The following is a 17,032-nucleotide window of genomic DNA, read 5'->3' as shown; positions in this document are numbered from 1 at the left end:
CTTGTGCTTTGGGCGTCTATGGCGGGCCCGGTCAGGTGTCAGGCCCTCAGCGGTTGCCGGATCACCATTCCGTCATAGGCAGGGGTGATGTTCGCGGGCGTTTCCGCATCGAGCGTCGCGTAGTCGAGGTCAATATGCATATTGGTCAGCACGGCGCGCTTGGGTTTCAACTGATCTATCCAGCCCAGCGTTTTCTCAAGATGCGTGTGGGTTGGATGGGGTGCGCGGCGCAGCGCGTCTATGATCAGGCAATCCAGACCTTCCAGTGCCGGCCAGCTTTCTTCGTAAAGATCAGCCACATCCGGCAGATAGACCAGATCGCCGATCCTGAAACCTAATGAATCGATTGAACCGTGATTTACCCGAAAAGGATGAAATGGAATTGGGCCTCCGGGACCTTCGATTTCGAACGGTCCGTCAATCCCATGGAGCTCCAGTATCGGAGGGTAAGGCGAGCCGTCGGGTTGAATGAACGCATATCCAAACCGGCTAAGCAGCGCGTTTTGTGTGTCGCCATCCGCATAAACCGGAACGCGGGACCGCATGTTGAAGACGATCATGCGCAGATCGTCGATGCCGTTCACATGATCCGCATGTGCATGGGTGTATACGACACCGTCGAGCCGTCCGGTTTCGGTGTCCAGCAACTGGCTGCGCATGTCCGGAGACGAGTCGATCAAAACGGACGTGGTACCATCCGGCCCGTCACGTTCAACCAGCAAAGAGCAACGCCGCCGTCGGTTTTTGGGGTTGTCCGGATCGCAGTCACCCCAATGACCGCCAAGCCGGGGCACGCCTCCGGATGAACCGCAGCCGAGGATCGTACAGCGAAGCTCGCTCATGCGGCGGCCCGATAGGTTGCGGCCTTGGAAAACAGACGGTCGAAATTGGCCTGGGTTTGCGCGGCAAATGAGGCATAGTCCATGCCGAACACTTCGGCCCCTTTGCGCGCCGTATGTGCGGTGTAGGCAGGCTCGTTTCGTTTGCCACGGTATGGAGGCGGGGCGAGATAAGGCGCGTCGGTTTCGACGAGAATGCGGTCGACGGGTGCGGCGGCGAAGATATCGCGCAAATCCTGACTTTTGGGGAAGGCGGCGATGCCTGACATGGACAGATAGAAACCCAAATCCAGCGCCGCCTTGGCCAGCTCAGCCGACGAAGAAAAGCAATGCATCACACAGGAATAAGGCGCGTTGCGGTACTCTTTTGTCAGAATGCGGGCCATGTCCGCATCCGCGGCGCGCGCGTGGATGATCAACGGCAGGCCGGTGCGCTGAGCGACCTCGATATGGACGCGTAGAGATTGCTTCTGCACATCTGCGCTGTCAGCGGTGTAGTGATAGTCCAGCCCGGACTCACCGATACCCACGAATTTGGGATGCCGAGACAAGGTGACCAGTTCGTCCACCGTGGCCATTGGCTCGTCGGCGGCACTCATGGGGTGGGTCCCAGCGGCGTAGAAGACCGGTGCATGGGCTTCGGCAATGGTCCGGACGGTTGGCTCGTTGCGCAGACGGGTGCAGATCGTGACCATGCGGGTGACACCAGCCTGGACTGCATTTGCGATGATTTCGTCCAGTTGCCCGTCAAAGTCCGGAAAGTCCAGATGGCAATGGCTGTCGGTAATTTGCGGTGTGTCGCTCATCTGCTCTAACCGGCGGTTTCCTGTATCTTGAACACCGTATCTAGGACCAAAGCAGCAGGGTCAAGGTTCACCGCCTGACCATGTCGCGCGCGGGCTGTGATAATAGCAGCCGCCTCGGCCCATTTGCGAGCCTGATGGGGGGACTGGGATAGACGAGAAAGGACTTCGGCCTCGTTCGGGGCAGCTTCGGGCGCGGGTGGCGCACCGGTGGCGCCCGTCAGAGCAAGTCGTGACAAGGCCACGTCAATCAATGTCAGCAACAGTTCAAATCGGTCAGCCGCACCGCGTTGGGCTGCGGCCTCGGCCAGCTTCAGCGCGCGCTGACGGTCCATGCGGGGCAGGGTGCCAAGGATGGCGATAATCTCGGCATAAATCTCCAGCCCATCGAGAGTGATCAGGCGGACGGCGTCGCCAACCGAACCCGCTGCCAGCGCGGACAAATGGTCTGGGTTGCCGGGCGCATCGGCACCGGATTGCACCAAAGCGTCCTGCATGTCCTCGGGTCCCAAGGGCGACAGGCGCAGCGTTCGGCACCGCGACCGGATCGTCGGCAACAGACGCGAGGGTTGGTGTGAAATCAGCAAAAGGGTCGTGCGCGCCGGAGGTTCCTCAAGCATTTTCAGTAGGGCATTGGCGGCGCTGACATTCATCTCGTCAGCCGAATCGACGATGACGACCCTGCGTCCGCCATCCGCCGAGGACAGCCCGAAAAATTTGCCCAGCTTGCGGATATCGTCCACCACGATCTCGTTCCGCAACCGGCCCTGATCGTTCACCGACCGAGTAATGGCGGCCAGCCCGGGTTCCGCTCCGGCCTGTATGCGATGCGCTATCGGGTGGTTGTCATCAACCTCAAGCGTTCCGGGCGGAGGTGGGGCATCGAAAAGCCCGTCATCCTGGGCGACAGGCGTCGCCAGCAGAAACTTGGCAATTCGCCAGGCCAGCGTCGCTTTGCCAACCCCGCGCGGGCCGGTCAGCAACCATCCGTGATGTAACCTGTCAGACGCGTAAGCGCTCAGAAATGCTTGCTCGGCTTCGGCTTGCCCGAACAGGCGCCGGGTTTCGCGCGGGTGCGGTGCTCCGGGGGCTTGGTCCGGGGTTGGGGTGTCGTCGCTCATCAATCGTTTGTCACAAGGCTTGCAGAACGATATCTGTCACATCGCGGGCCACGCTGTCCATGTCTCGGTTACCGTCGATCACGCGAAACCGGGCCGGAAACTCGTCAGCCAGGGACAAAAAGCCTGCGCGCATCTTTTTCTGTAGGTCGAGGCCAAAATCTTCGAAGCGCTCTTCTGTGCCCTGTCGCCCTTTGGCGCGTGAAAGACCGGTTTCAGGATCCATGTCGATCAAGACAGTCATGTCTGGTTCGCGACCGATCATGAGCGTGTGCAACTGATCCACCAGCCCCCGCAAATTTCCGCGCGACAAACCCTGATACATACGGGTGCTATCCGCAAACCGGTCACAAATCACGACTTTTCCCGCTGCCAGCGCAGGTTCAATCGTGCGTTCAAGGTGGTCACGCCGGGCGGCGGTAAAAAGCAGGATTTCCGTCTCGGCAGACCAGCGGTCCGGGTCACCTTCCAGAACCAGCCTACGGATTTCCTCGGCCCCGGGCGAGCCGCCGGGTTCGCGCGTCAGCACGACATCGTGGCCCAAACCACGCAAATGGTCTGCCAGCAGGCGCGCCTGCGAGGACTTGCCTGATCCGTCGATGCCTTCGAATGTCAGAAACAACCCGGCTGCTGTCACAATGCATCCAGCGGGTTGCCGATAACGTCGGTCAGGACAATGCCGCCTACGGTCAGCATGCGCACCACGAAACCTCCGGCGGGGACATCCTGCGCAGCCACCAGCGGGCGGCGGATTTCCGGTAACCCTTCGGGCTGAATGACCAGTTCCGCCAGTTGTTGACCCTTGGCAATGGGGGCATTGATCGGCCCGTCATACACAACTTCGGCCTCGATATTCTTGTCGCCCAGAACAGGGAACAGAAGCGTCATGTCGCCCTCGGGCACCAATCCAACCGTCTTTTGCGCACCCATCCAAACCTGGGCTTCGGCTATTGGCGTATCCGCGTTGGCAACTGTCCTCTCGACAAAATTTCGAAACGACCAGTTAACCACGGCCTCAGCCTCCTCTGCGCGACGGGCAGTGCTGTCGAGGCCCGAAAGGACAAAGACCACCCTGCGGTCGCCTTGCTTGGCTGATCCGACAAGGCCATACCCGGCCTCTTGCGTGTGGCCGGTTTTTAAACCATCCGCGCCGATCCCCAGTTTGAGCAGGGGGTTGCGGTTGCGAGAGTTCGAGGGCGCGCGACCATCAAACTCGAATTCTTCCTCGGCAAACAACGGATAATACTCGGGGAAATCGGTGATCAACCGGTCTGCCAGTACGGCCAGGTCATGGACAGACATCATATGTCCTGCGGCGGGCCAGCCATTAGAGTTGGCAAAGTTCGAGTCATTCATCCCAAGTTGTTGGGCGCGCTGAGTCATATAGCGAGCAAACCCGGCCTCAGTACCATCCGGGCTGAGCGCTTCGGCAATTACCACACAGGCATCATTGCCCGACAGAACGATAATGCCACGCAGCAAGTCTTCGACAGTGACGCGATCCTGCGTGTTCAAGAACATGGTCGATCCGCCATAGCTCATGGCGTGTTCCGAGACGGGCAGAGTTTCGGATAGTGTCAGGCGTCCTTCCCGCAGCGCCTCAAATGCAACATACAACGTCATCAGCTTGGACATTGATGCGGGGGGCAGCGGCTGATCCGCCTCTTTTGACAGCAGGACCGTGCCGGTTTTCTGGTCCATGACATAGGCCGCCTTTGCCTGCGTATCGAACGCATGCGCTGGCAACGCCAACAAAGCCAGTCCAAAAGCGAAAGTTGTTGATCGCAGTGCCGTCAGCATTCTGGATCTCCTTTCTTCATTTTTTGGCGATAAAGGCGTCGGTGAACCCAAGGTCCTTAACGTCCGACAGCAATGCCCGCCGTTCTGCACGGGTTGTAGCCGGGCCGACCAACACGCGCCAGACCGAATTTTCGTCCGTTTTGAGCTCGGACACTTGCGCGGAAAGACCGTTTCGTTTGACTTTCTGAGCCGCGCTGTTGGCGTTTTCCTGAACGCTGAACGTGCCGACCTGTACGAAGGGCTTGGCCAGTGGGGATGTCGTGGCCGCAGTTTCCGCAGCTGGTGCCGCAACTGGCGTTGGATCGGCAGCCTCAATCGCCGCTTCCGCACCAGCGATAGGATCAAGATTCGTCGTGGTGATTTCGTCGGGCTTTTTCTTTTGCCACCACTTCCGTTTCGCGGGCTTTTCAGCGGGGGCAGTTACCTCGGGATCAGTCAGAGCTGCTGTTTGCGTTTCTACTGCAGCGCCTTCTTCGGCCACCTCGGCAGCGGCTGTGCCCGCGGCGGCTCCGGCCACTGCAACGTCAGCCGCAGCAACACTTTCTTCGGCGGGCTTTTTCTGCCACCATTTCCGCTTGGCCGGTTTTTCGGCTTCCGCCGTTTCCACGTCTTGCGAAAGTTCGGCGCTTTCGGTCGGCGTGTCGGCCGTTTCGTCCGACGACGTTGCAATCGCAGTCGCCGCGGCGGCCCCGGTTGCGACGGCGACCGCCGCATCCGCCTCAGCCGCTGGTTTTTTCTGCCACCACTTCCGCTTGGCTGGCTTTTCCGGTTCATCAGCGTTGGCCGAGGCTTCGGGCGTCTCTGCTGCCGCCGTTTGCGAGGTGTCCGCTGGCTGCGCGTCCTCCGCCGGAGCTTCGGGGACAATGATTTCCCGCCGCAATGCTACAACCTGAATTCTGGCAGGCGATCCGGCCAGCATGCCAAGTTCGGTTGCTGCAGACGACGAAACCTGAAGGGCAGGTCCAGGCAGATTTCGATCCCTACGGAACAACGCACCAGTTATCGATTTGTCATTGGAGGTATTTTTGATCAGCACCCGCTGAGGTTGATCGACATCCGGATGTGCGACCCAAATGCCACCCAACGAGGGGCGACCGTCCCACAATCCGGCATCCGTCACCTGAAACACCTCTGGCGCCTCGACATCGCGTTGAGAACCGGAAGCGGTCTCAGGGAACAGTTCAACCGTCTTTTTGCCGACTGTGCCTTCCTCTGTCGCTTCTTTAGCGTCGGGCTCTTGCAGATTGAACCCTTCCTCGCAGCCTGCCAATGCTGTCATGCACAAGGCCACTAACGCCAGCCGCTGCGGCTTAGGGCGTTTGCTGGTCGCTCGCTTCATCGTTTCATCCCTTGCCTGACAAGGCCCAACGGGCCGCGCCTCAACCGCTGTCGCTGGTTCTTTTGCCAGTCTAGCGCGGTCCTCTGTGCAGACAATAACGCGCCAGTTGTGTCATGGAAAGACCGCTGCGGTATCTTCGGCAAGTTTTCCCACATTGTGACTTGCCTCCGGTTTCAACTCACCGTAGACGAGGCTTTACGCGGGGAGGTGGCAGAGTGGTCGAATGCGGCGGTCTTGAAAACCGTTGAACGTGAGAGCGTTCCCAGGGTTCGAATCCCTGTCTCCCCGCCACAGGACTTTCATCAGAAAGACCAACGGTTTTCCGAACTAATTTCTGGGTGACAGCCGTTCTGAATGAACGATGAGAGCCTTTGCGTTTCGCAGCTTTACCGCCTTTAGGCCCATTGCGCCTCTGTCTTGGCGTGAGGCGCTGTCGGACACAGCCTCAAACAAGCCTGCCGCCCGAATGAACCGGCGGCAGACAAGGCCTCAATGACACGAGGCACTTGGATCAGAGTTTGATGCGGAACGCTGCAAAACCGTCTGCGCCGTCGCCGGCGTCCTCGATTTGGACACCTTTGACGTCATTCATGTAATCCCGCGCCTTCGGGCCGGTTTCAAACAGCACTGTTGTGTTCTCAAGCGGCGCAAACGACCAGTTCGCGTCAGCTTTCGGATCGATTGTGCCCTGTTCCACGATATAGCGCACAATGACGTCGCGGTTGGTGTCGGGGGCCTCGAACACGATGGTGTCACCCAGCGCACCAGGGAACGAGCCGCCGCCGGATGCACGATAGTTGTTGGTGGCGATGATGAACTCCATGTCATCCGTGACCGGTTCGCCGTTGAACATCAGGTTCACGATCCGCGCGGCATCAGGGTTGACCTCTTCGCCTTTGGGGCCGAAGCGCGACGGTTGGGACAGGTCGATCTGGTAGGTCACACCGTCCATCACGTCGAAATTGTAGGACGGGAATTCCGGGTTCAGAAGGATAGCGTCCTTGGACCCAGCTTCGACCTGATTGAACATACCAGCTGATCGCTCCAGCCAGCCGCGCACCTGAGCCCCGTTAACGCGTACCGCGCGAACCGTGTTCGGATAGAGATACAGGTCGGCCACGTTCTTAATGGCGACGTCACCAACGGGAACATCGGTGTAGTATTCCGGGCCACCACGGCCACCGGCCTTGAAGGGGGCCGCAGCCGACAGGATGGGCAGACCTTCGTGCTCGGTGCCTTTCAACATCTCGTCAATGTACCATTTCTGGGCGATCGACACGATCTGAACGGATGGGTCATCGGCAACCAGCGCGAAATAGCTGTGCAGAGGCGCAGACGTCTTGCCAACCGCGCGTCGCACATAGGCCAGCGTCTCGTCATGATCCTGCGCAACCGAATCCAGAACCTTCTGATCGTCCCCGACCAACGCAGTGATCGAGCGGTCTTCGTTGCGCTTGGAGATGGGGCGCGCTTCGGATGTGGTGGTCACCACGCGCCACTCATTTCCGTCGCGCTCCAACAGCAAGTCAAGCAGGCCAAGATGTGATCCCCAGAAGCCGCCCATGACGGCAGGCTTGCCCATCAGCGTGCCCTTTTCCACATCGATGCCAGGGCGATCCGCAAAGGTCGCGGAAGGGAAGACCAGGTGATTGTGGCCAGTAACCAGCGCGTCGATGCCGTCGAGACCGGCCAATACAACCGAGGCGTTCTCCATCCCGTCTGCATGATTGGCGTCACCAATCCCCGAATGCGACAGAGCGATGATCAGATCGCATCCCTGTTCCTTCATTTCGGGCACATAGGCTTTCGCGGTCTCGACGATATCGCGGGCCTCAACATTGCCTTCCAGATGCTTGCGATCCCAGTTCATGATCTGCGGGGGCGTAAAGCCGATCACCCCGATTTTAATAGGATGCTTGGTGCCATCGCCCATTTCGATCTCACGATCCAGAATGGCGTAAGGCTTTACCAAAGTCTTGTCATCGCGCGGGTTCGCGCCTTTCTCTTTTGCCACATTGGCAAGAACTACCGGGAAGTCGGCACCGGCCAATGATTTGTCCAAAAACTCGAGGCCATAGTTGAATTCGTGGTTGCCCAGCGTCGCGGCATCATAACCGACCGTATTGAATGCCGTGATGATCGGGTGGCTGTCACCCTCTTTCATGCCGCGCTCATAAGCGATGTAGTCGCCCATCGGGTTGCCCTGTAGAAAATCACCATTGTCGACCAACAGCGAATTCGTCGCCTCTGACCGGATCTCGTTGATGATCGAAGCGGTGCGCGACAAGCCCACCGTGTCGCGGGGTTTGTCGGCGTAGTAGTCGTACGGGAAGACGTGGACGTGGATATCCGTGGTTTCCATGATCCGCAAATGCGCCTGGTTGCTGGCAGCAGCAGCAGAGAAGGGGTGCAGTGTGATGGCCGCAGCACTTGCGGTTGTTGTGGCAAGAAACTGGCGACGCGAAATTGAAGAGCGGCTGGAGAAGGACATGGATCACCTTTCAAGGTTGTTGGTCAACGCGCTATTTGCAGGCCTTGGGCAACAACCGTGTGACACAGTTTGCCGTCACTGCAGGCGCTTCGTTTTGGAGGTGGTAGTGCGCTATACCATACTCTAGTTTCGCGCGCTTTAAACGGCTTGGCAATGACGGAGATACTGGGCGAAAGCCTGTTCGGTGTATGCCAACGGCTGCAAATCTGTGTGGTGCAATGCTGCGCATTCATCTAACTGCTTCATAAGCATTCAAACAGCAGCATTCAGGTTTTTGGCGAAAACAACAGTTTCAGATAGGTCCGGAACAACATGATCTGTTCCGAGGCATTGTTGTGTTCGCGCAGGGCTCGCTGTAGGACAAGCCCGCCTTCGACCACACCCGACACCATATCGCCCAGGGCATCCATATTGACCGGTTCGTTCGGTTCATAAACAGCGGCGATCTCTTCGAACATTCCGCGGAAACGTTTGCGCCAGCCAAGAATGGCTTGTCGGTTTAACTCGCGAACGCCTTCGTCAAACAATCGATCCTGATAGGCGGTTGAAGCAATGACACAGCCCGGATGGCCGGTCGGCATCTCTTGCAGCATTTCAGCCAGCAGCTTTAGGCCGATGAGCATGCAGTGCAGCGGGTCGTCGTTCAACTCGCGCGCGCGGGCGAACAAATCATCATACAGCGCGTTTTCCACTTCGATGTACCGCTCTAGCATGGCGCGGGCGAGGGCGTTCTTGTCTTTGAAATGATAAAAAAAGCCGCCACGCGAAATCTCGGCGCCAGCAACGATCTCCTCGATCGAGGTCGCCTCGAACCCTTTCTCAAGAACCGAAGCCTCGGCGATATCCAATATCCGGCTGCGGGTATCGACTTTCTGGTCCATCTCTGACGCTCCGACTGTACTGCGAGTCCAGTTCCCGAGGGTTCGGCCCAAAATGGCGGCATCAAGCTTGGGCTTAGTCTCTGAAAATACGGTAAAAACAATTCTCGCACAACCGGACCATGCGACAACTATCTGACAGGCACTGGCGGCGTTAGGTCTTACGTATTGAACAAGAAAGGACCACTTTAATGCGAATTCAAAGACTTACGGAAACGCGCCGCTTTTTCCTGTCAGATGGCGGGCTTGAGACATTTCTGATTTTCGACAAAGGGTATGATCTCCCTTGTTTTTCAGCGGCTGTGCTGCTGGACACCGAGCAGGGGCGGGCGGACCTGACCGACTATTTCGAGCGGTTCATCTCAATCGCCAAATCTTCCGGACGCGGATTCATTCTGGATGCGCCGACATGGCGAGCGGGTACGGCATGGGCCGGGCCGCTGGGGCAATCCGTTGGAAAGGTCATGGACACAAACTATCGGGCCGTTGCCTTTGTGTCCGACCTGCGCGACACGCACGAAAGCGATGCCTGTCCGATCCTGATCAACGGTCTGGTTGGTCCAGCGGGCGATGCGTATGCACCCGGAGCCGCAGTTTCGGCTGAGGATGCCCAGTCGATCCACGCGCCGCAGGTGCACGCATTGGGTGCGGCCGGAGTGGACATGATCAGCGCGATGACCCTGACCCATGCCAGCGAGGCCACCGGCATCGTTAAGGCGGCCAAGGAAATCGATGTGCCGGTTGTCATTGCCTTTACGCTTGAAATTGATGGGCATCTGCCGTCCGGACAGTCTTTGGCGGATGCCATCGCCGAGGTTGATGCAGCCACAGATAATGGGCCGCTTTATTACATGATCAACTGCGCGCACCCCGATCACTTCCGGCACATTCTGGATGCCGACGCCGCGTGGACGCGCCGGATTGGTGGCCTCCGTTCGAACGCGTCACGCATGAGCCACGCGGAACTCGATGAGGCCAAGGTTCTGGACGATGGCGACCCGGTTGAGCTTGGTCAACTAAGCACCGAGCTTCTGACCTATCTGCCAAACATCCGCGTGGTCGGAGGGTGCTGTGGCACCGATCACCGGCATGTCGGTTGCATCGCCGGACAGGATCCGGCCAGGACTGCTGCCTGATTTTCTCTACCAACCAATCCAGTTAAAATAGGGCGTTACAGTGCTTAAGACCCTGATGACCATTTTCCCATTCTTTCTGGTGGGCCCCGTCTTTGCCGAGGGCTCTGACAACAAAAAACAAACGCTAATTTCAACCGCTGAAGCTCGCGCGTCTCACGGAGATCAACCCGGTTTTGAATCTTCGGTAGACCGGATCAAACGCCGCCATGCCGAGGTGGACGAGCGTAACCATCTTGAATGGGACTCCGGCGCCCCTGTGGGGCCTGTCGAAGACGGACAATTTCCCGAGCCGACGTAGCACCGGCCGACGACGCGTCGACCAACTTAAAAAGTGAAGTAAGGAAACGAGTTATGAACATTCAAACGACCAGTACAATCCGAAGCGCCAAGGTTCAGGACGCCAGGGCGTTGGCGGAGTTGATCAACCTCGCGGGCGAGGGCATCCCCATCTGGCTGTGGACCCGCGCCTGTGTCGAGGGGCAGCACCCGTTGGACATCGGAGCCGAACGCGCCAAGCGCACCAGCGGCGGGTTTTCATATACGAACGCTTTGATTGCAGAACAGAACAGCCGACCTGCAGGCATGGTGCTGAGCTACGCGATCTCACATGCGCCTGAAGATGATCCCAACGACCTTCCGCCGCCGATTGCACCGTTTGTCACTCTCGAAGCGCAATCGGTCGGCACGTGGTACATCAACGCGCTTGCCGTATTTGCCGAAGCGCAAAACCGTGGCACTGGCAGCCGACTTATGCAAGCGGCCGAGGATCAGGCGCTGGTTAACGGTTTTGAAGAAATGAGCATACAGGTCTACGGTCAGAATACGGGCGCAGTGCGTCTGTACGAGCGGCTTGGCTACAGGGTCGTGGCCAGCGAGCCGGTGCGATTGCATCCGTCCCCGCCTTATTACACCGGAGACGTGTTGCTGTTGAAAAAGCGGCTAGCAAAGTAGCGCTGATCCGCCGGTCTCAGCTATGGTGGGCTGAGACCGGCTTGGACCACCCATAGGGGTCACGCTTGACTATCTGCCGAGCGCGTCGGTTCATGACTGGGGGTAATTATGTTGCGTTTTCTAGCGCGAAATCGAAACGTCATGACAAGAGCCTCGCGATCGTCTAGATGTTCACGGTAGATTATGTGAAGACAATACCCTTGTGAATTCTGTGGAACAGCTGGTTTTTACGTTTGAGATGGGAGTCGTTTGCGCGCTGTTGGCGTTCACCGTATTCCTGTTCGTATCAGAGATTGTCAGAATTGATCTCTCGGCCATTTTGGTTTTGGTGCTGGTCGGGCTGCTTAGCTACGCGCCGGGGCTGGGGAACCTGGCGGACGTGACTCACCTCTTTGATGGGTTTGCCTCAAACGCCGTGATTTCGATCATCGCGGTCATGATCGTCGGCGCGGGCCTGGACAAGACCGGCATCATGAACAAAGTGGCGGCGGTTATTCTGAAATACGGTGGCACGGCGGAAAACCGGGTGTTGCCAATCGTTTCGGGTACGGTCGGCGTGATCTCATCATTCATGCAAAATGTCGGCGCGGCGGCGCTGTTTCTGCCTGTGGTCAGCCGAATATCTTCAAGATCGGGAATTCCACTTTCGCGCCTTTTGATGCCCATGGGCTTTTGCGCGATTTTAGGCGGCACGATGACGATGGTCGGTTCGTCACCTTTGATCTTGCTCAACGATCTGGTTTTGACAGCGAACGATGGGCTGCCCGAAGGGCAGAAAATCCAGCCGTTTGGCCTGTTCTCTGTGACACCAATCGGGGTGGCTTTGATCCTGACCGGGATCGGGTATTTTCTGCTGCTCGGGCGTTGGGTACTGCCGGGCGAAACCGGCTCGGACAATACGGGAACAGGACAGGGTACGCAGGAATATCTGCAACGGGTCTACGGTCTGAAAGCCGATGTTTTTGAGGTGGTCGTACCCGCGGACAGCCCGCTGGTTGGACAGGTGCTGGCGGATATCAACCATGAAAACCACTTGTACATAATCTCAACCTTTTATCGCGGCAAAACGTCGATGGTTCAGGTTCTTACCGCCGAAATAGCCGCTCCGTGCCGGTTGGCCATCATCGGGCGGCGCTGGGTTGTCGAGGAGTTTGCCCAGAAGTTTGGCCTGACGGTTCTGCCAGAGCTGGATATCTTTGTCGAAGAATTCGCGCCGACAAACGCAGGGATTGCCGAAGTTGTCGTGACGCCGGACAGCAAACTGATCGGCAAGTGTCCGCGAGAACTTCTGTTTCGCAAGACATACGGCATGTCGCTGCTGGCCATTCACAGAGGTGAGGAAACGCTCAGCCACGTTGAAACTGACACACATCAATCAACGCAGATCGGGCTCGAGGCGTTCCATGCCGGGGACATGTTGGTCGCGCATACCAGATGGGACAACCTGATGCGGATCAAACGGGACCCGGATTTTGTCGTCGTGACAACGGATTTTCCCCAGGATGAGTTGCGGCCCCAGAAGGTGGGCTGGGCTTTGGCGTTCTTCGCGATCTCGCTATCGCTGATTTTGTTCACCGACGTTCGGCTTTCGCTTTGCCTTTTGACCGGGGCGGCTGGGATGATGCTGACCCGCGTTCTAAGTGTGGATGAGGCATATCGGGCCGTCGGATGGAACACGGTGTTTCTGCTTGCCTGCCTGATCCCGCTTGGGCAAGCCGTGCAAAACACTGGGACTGCCGCCTGGATTGCGCAACAAATTCTGATCGTGCTGAACGGTTGGCCGATCTGGGCGCTTCAGGCCGGGGTCGCAATACTAGCGACCGCGTTCTCGCTTGTGATGTCGAATGTCGGAGCAACCGTTCTACTGGTGCCGCTTGCCGTGTCGATCGCAGTTGCGGCTGGGGGCAACCCTGCTGTTTTTGCCCTTACGGTGGCCATATCGACCTCGAACAGCTTCATCATTCCGACCCATCAGGTTAACGCACTGATCATGGGGCCTGCGGGGTACAAGGTGATGGACTTTGTGCGGTCAGGCGGCGTCATGACCATCCTGTTCCTGATTGTTTCGCTGCTGATGCTCAACCTGTTGTACTAACGCCCGAAGAAGGCTGGCATTTGAAATCCGCTTTGGTTTGCGATGAATGTCAAACAGCCTTTCGGCGGTTGGTTTCAATGCAACCCGAACAACGTGGCCTGACAGATCACGTTGCAGCAGCAAATTCGCGCAAAACCCGGCCGGAGTTGACAGCGGTGCGCGCGCCATTTTTCATCGAGAGCTGTCCGTTGACCAGAACATGGGCGATTCCAGATGCATAGCGACGCGGGTTCTTCGCCGTTGCGTTACTGGCGATATTGACCTGATCAAACACACAGATATCTGCCTGATTGCCTGCGCGCAGTCGCCCGCGATCCTTCAATCCAAGGCGATCCGCCGGGATCGACGTCAGTTTGGCGATCCCTTGTTCCAAGGTCAGCGCAGCTTTGTCGCGCACATAATATTGCAGGAACCGGGCCGCCCAACCGTAGCCGGACAGAGACCCGATGTGGTCTTTCAGAATACCCTCGTTCGCGATGGCCACGGTGTCCGAGATCACCGCGCATTCAGCTTGCTCCAGACACAGCTCGACATCCGAGTTGCGAAACGATTTGGATGACCACATGCAGGCCATCAGGTTGTCGCCTTCTTCCAGCAGGATATCCAGCACCGCGTCATAGGGATGGCAATTGCGCATCCGCCCGATCTCGGCGAAGTCTGCCCCGACGATGTCTTTGTTGATGGTGGCATTCAGCAGGATGATGTCCGACCATTTCTCGGCCTTGACGATCAACCACATCGGTTGCGGGTTGGCTTTGATCTTTTCGCGGGCTTCGGGATCGGCCAACCGCTTGAGGACATCATCGACCGACCCGGCCTGCGCCCATTTAGGCAAGATCGCAGCCATCAAAGTATGGTTCCAGTCATGCGGTATGACGTCAAAGGCAATGTCAACATCGTGGCGACGGGCCAGTTCGATCATCTCCAGGGTGTGGTCCATCGCATAATCCGGTGCACCGAATTTCGGTTGGATATGGCTGATCTGCAGTTTGGCACCGGATTGCCTGGCTGTGGCGATGGCTTCGGCAAATCCCAGATCGTAATGGGTATCGCGGTTGCGCACATGGGTGGCGTAAAGGCGTTTGTGCTTCGCCGCGACCTCGCACATCGGTACCAAGTGCTCGGGCGAGGCAAGGCTTCCAGGGAAGTATTCCAACCCCGAGGAAAAGCCTCCTGCGCCTTCATCCATGCACTGATCCACCAGACGGGCCATTTCGACTATGTCCTCGGCTTCACCCGGATGCAGCTGGTCGCCCAGAACCGCGCGATGGACTGTCCCGTGGCCGACAAAGGCCATGACGTTCACACCCAGTTCGGTTCTGTCCAGAACGTCCAGATAATCTCCAAAGCCCAGCCATGTGTCGTGCTTGGCCTGATCTGTATACCACGGAGCAACACGACTGATGTCAGCAGGACTGTTGACCGGGGCACAACTGATCCCGCATTGGCCAATTACCTCGGTCGTTACCCCTTGATGCACCTGGCTTTCCGCGCGCCCATCCGCGATCAGGGTGAAATCGGAATGGGTATGCATGTCGATGAATCCCGGCGCGACCACGAGGCCAGAAACATCGATCTCTTGCGCGGTTTTTTGTGTCTCCAATTCGCCCGCGGGCAGCACTGCAGAGATCCGCTCGCCCGTGACCGCGACGTCGCCGACAAATCCGCCTTGTCCCGTGCCATCGACAATCGTGCCGCCTTTTAGAACAAGATCGAACATGTCAGCCTCCTATTTTGCTTCTCCGTACAGCCAATCGGGCAGGAAGGTGGTGAGATCTGGGAAAAAGATCAGGATCACCATACCGATGACATAGGCCAGAATGAACGGTAAGACAGCGACGGATATGCGTTCAATCGAGATGCCGGATATCCGTGCCGCAACCGTCAGGTTTGCACCCAACGGCGGCGTCAGGAACCCGATCTCGCAGGTGATGACGGTGAAAATCCCGAACATCACCGGATCAACGCCCAGAGAGCTGACCAGCGGCAGGAACACGGCAGTGAACAGGACGATCTGGGCCAGTGACTCCATGAATGTACCGATGAAGATGTAGAACACGCCGATCAGCAACAGGACAAGAAACTTGTTTTCGGTGATCGAAGTGATCCCGTCTTGCACTGCAGTAGGCACGTCGTAGAACGCGGTCAGTTGGCCAAAAGCCAGAGTGGGTGTCAGCAGGATCAGGATGCCGGTCAGAAGCGAGGTAAAGCGCAGCGCCTCGATCAATTTTTTGATCGTCAGTTCGCGGTAAATGAAGAAGCCGACGAACAGCGAATAAAACACGGCGACACCTGCGGCTTCGGTTGGGGTGAAGGCCCCTCCGTAGATGCCGCCAAGGATCAGAACCGGTGCGCCGATCGACCATTTGCCGTCCCAAGCCGCGCGCAGGAAGGGCCCCCATGAGAACCGCTCGCCATCGCCTCCGTACCCGCGCCGACGGGCGACGATGTATGTGGTGATCATCAGCAAGATTGTCACCATGACCCCTGGAATTAACCCCGCCAGAAACAGGCGCGGGATCGAGGTTTCCGAGACCAGCCCGTAAATGATCAGCAGGTTCGAGGGCGGGATCAGGCTGCCCAATGCGCCCGCGCTGGCGGTAATGGCGGCGGCAAAGGGCACGTCATAGCCTTCGCGCTTCATGGCCGGAACCGTCACCGAGCCAATGGCTGCCGTGGTAGCGGGGCCCGAGCCCGAAAGCGCGGCAAACAGCATACAAGCAAAGACCGTCACCAACCCCATCGAGCCGCGATAGGCCCCCACAAGGTTGGTCGCGATTGAGATCATCCGGGTGGCCATTCCACCCACTTCCATCAATCGTCCGGCCAACACGAACAGCGGAATGGTCAGCAGGGGAAAGGGCGTCAGACTTCCGTATCCGGTTTGCGCCATCAGCGTGTAAGGAATGTCGATTAAGTAGAGCGCGAGCGCCGTGGTCAAACCGACCGAGACAAACAGCGGAACACCAATGACCGTCAGCAGTACAAAGGCGATGGCCAGAACCATCAGAGCACTCATATCTGATGCTCCTGATCCTTGGTGGTCGCTTCCCATTCCTCGGCCAGCATACCCGGCAGGCCGTTTCGCCCGTCACGCCACCAGTTGAAATAAGTTTGCGCAAGCCGGATCAGCATCAGCCCGTAGCCGATCACCAGAATGGTTTGCGGATAGAATTGGTTGATGCCCAAACTGGGGCTGGTTTCAGGAAAGCGCCAGAAAACGGTCAGGTAATCCCAACTGATCCTCAGCATGAACAGGCAAAAGAACGCCCAGAAAATGTCGGCGATGAAAATGACGATCTTGCCAAAACCAGTGGGCAGAGCCTGCACCGCCACCATGATGCGGATGTGAAAACGTTCGCGCACACACAGAGACGCGCCCATATAGACCGCCCAGACCATGCACATGGCGGCCGTTTCTTCGGTCCAATGCAATGCGACTTGAAAAACATACCGCGCTACAACCTGTGCAAAGACCGCCACAGCGATCACTGCCAGACAGGTACAGCAGATCAGTTCCTCGAAATGCCGTTCGAGCCACTTTAGTGCAGCCATGATTGTCCCTCGTCCGCTTTTCGGGCC

General features: G+C 57.9%; 15 protein-coding genes and 1 tRNA gene. 5 read left to right on the top strand and 11 right to left on the bottom strand.

The genetic code is table 11. The annotated features are described in order from the left end of the window. Positions 1–38: 38 nt before the first annotated feature. From ACR0CR_RS04070 to ACR0CR_RS04045, 6 genes are read right to left on the bottom strand one after another with little or no spacing between them, the layout of a single operon-like run. Positions 39–842, bottom strand: coding sequence for an MBL fold metallo-hydrolase (locus ACR0CR_RS04070; protein ID WP_480596987.1), 804 nt, complete (start codon positions 840–842; stop codon positions 39–41). Beyond that, positions 839–1,645, bottom strand: coding sequence for a TatD family hydrolase (locus ACR0CR_RS04065; protein WP_480596985.1), 807 nt, complete (start codon positions 1,643–1,645; stop codon positions 839–841). Before ACR0CR_RS04065 ends, ACR0CR_RS04070 begins: the two co-directional genes overlap by 4 nt. Before the next feature lie 5 nt (positions 1,646–1,650). Next, on the bottom strand, positions 1,651–2,763 hold the full coding sequence (locus ACR0CR_RS04060; RefSeq protein WP_480596983.1) for a DNA polymerase III subunit delta': 1,113 nt from the start codon (positions 2,761–2,763) through the stop codon (positions 1,651–1,653). A 10-nt stretch (positions 2,764–2,773) separates the two neighbouring features. Next, the gene (gene tmk, locus ACR0CR_RS04055; protein ID WP_480596981.1) at positions 2,774–3,397 is read right to left on the bottom strand and encodes a dTMP kinase; all 624 of its coding nucleotides are present in this window, start codon (positions 3,395–3,397) and stop codon (positions 2,774–2,776) included. Beyond that, entirely contained in the window at positions 3,394–4,560 is a 1,167-nt protein-coding gene (locus ACR0CR_RS04050) for a D-alanyl-D-alanine carboxypeptidase family protein (RefSeq protein ID WP_480596979.1), read from the bottom strand. The genes tmk and ACR0CR_RS04050 overlap by 4 nt, the downstream gene beginning before the upstream one ends. A gap of 16 nt (positions 4,561–4,576) precedes the next feature. After that, positions 4,577–5,899: an SPOR domain-containing protein gene (locus tag ACR0CR_RS04045; RefSeq protein WP_480596977.1), complete on the bottom strand. Its 1,323-nt coding sequence runs from the start codon at positions 5,897–5,899 to the stop codon at positions 4,577–4,579. A gap of 201 nt (positions 5,900–6,100) precedes the next feature. On the opposite strand from ACR0CR_RS04045, the gene ACR0CR_RS04040 reads away from it, so the two are divergent. Further along, a tRNA-Ser gene (locus ACR0CR_RS04040) sits at positions 6,101–6,190 on the top strand. A gap of 220 nt (positions 6,191–6,410) precedes the next feature. Here ACR0CR_RS04040 and ACR0CR_RS04035 read toward each other — a convergent pair. After that, positions 6,411–8,390: a bifunctional 2',3'-cyclic-nucleotide 2'-phosphodiesterase/3'-nucleotidase gene (locus tag ACR0CR_RS04035; protein ID WP_480596975.1), complete on the bottom strand. Its 1,980-nt coding sequence runs from the start codon at positions 8,388–8,390 to the stop codon at positions 6,411–6,413. Positions 8,391–8,656: 266 nt separating this feature from the next. Next, on the bottom strand, positions 8,657–9,271 hold the full coding sequence (locus ACR0CR_RS04030) for a TetR/AcrR family transcriptional regulator (protein WP_480596973.1): 615 nt from the start codon (positions 9,269–9,271) through the stop codon (positions 8,657–8,659). A 188-nt stretch (positions 9,272–9,459) separates the two neighbouring features. Between ACR0CR_RS04030 and ACR0CR_RS04025 the strand changes: the two genes are divergently transcribed. From ACR0CR_RS04025 to ACR0CR_RS04010, 4 genes are all read left to right on the top strand, one after another. Further along, on the top strand, positions 9,460–10,404 hold the full coding sequence (locus ACR0CR_RS04025; RefSeq protein ID WP_480596971.1) for a homocysteine S-methyltransferase family protein: 945 nt from the start codon (positions 9,460–9,462) through the stop codon (positions 10,402–10,404). A 40-nt stretch (positions 10,405–10,444) separates the two neighbouring features. Then, a complete protein-coding gene (locus ACR0CR_RS04020; protein ID WP_480596970.1) occupies positions 10,445–10,702 on the top strand; it encodes a hypothetical protein in 258 nt (85 codons plus the stop codon). A gap of 53 nt (positions 10,703–10,755) precedes the next feature. Further along, positions 10,756–11,355 (top strand): GNAT family N-acetyltransferase, encoded by a 600-nt coding sequence (locus tag ACR0CR_RS04015; RefSeq protein WP_480596968.1) that lies wholly within the window; start codon positions 10,756–10,758, stop codon positions 11,353–11,355. 211 nt (positions 11,356–11,566) lie between these two features. Continuing rightward, positions 11,567–13,450: an SLC13 family permease gene (locus ACR0CR_RS04010; protein ID WP_480596966.1), complete on the top strand. Its 1,884-nt coding sequence runs from the start codon at positions 11,567–11,569 to the stop codon at positions 13,448–13,450. Between the two features lie 106 nt (positions 13,451–13,556). On the opposite strand, the gene ACR0CR_RS04005 is transcribed toward ACR0CR_RS04010, so the two are convergent. Genes ACR0CR_RS04005 through ACR0CR_RS03995 form a run of 3 tightly spaced genes read right to left on the bottom strand, consistent with a single transcriptional unit; the run spans position 13,557 to position 17,005 of the window. Next, the gene (locus tag ACR0CR_RS04005) at positions 13,557–15,170 is read right to left on the bottom strand and encodes an N-acyl-D-amino-acid deacylase family protein (protein WP_480596964.1); all 1,614 of its coding nucleotides are present in this window, start codon (positions 15,168–15,170) and stop codon (positions 13,557–13,559) included. 9 nt (positions 15,171–15,179) lie between these two features. Further along, on the bottom strand, positions 15,180–16,469 hold the full coding sequence (locus tag ACR0CR_RS04000) for a TRAP transporter large permease (RefSeq protein WP_480596962.1): 1,290 nt from the start codon (positions 16,467–16,469) through the stop codon (positions 15,180–15,182). Beyond that, positions 16,466–17,005: a TRAP transporter small permease gene (locus ACR0CR_RS03995; RefSeq protein WP_480596960.1), complete on the bottom strand. Its 540-nt coding sequence runs from the start codon at positions 17,003–17,005 to the stop codon at positions 16,466–16,468. Before ACR0CR_RS03995 ends, ACR0CR_RS04000 begins: the two co-directional genes overlap by 4 nt. Positions 17,006–17,032: the final 27 nt, after the last annotated feature.

The sequence above is a fragment of the Ruegeria sp. AM2 genome, from assembly GCF_056540685.1.
This window is presented reverse-complemented; position numbering and strand designations above follow the sequence as displayed.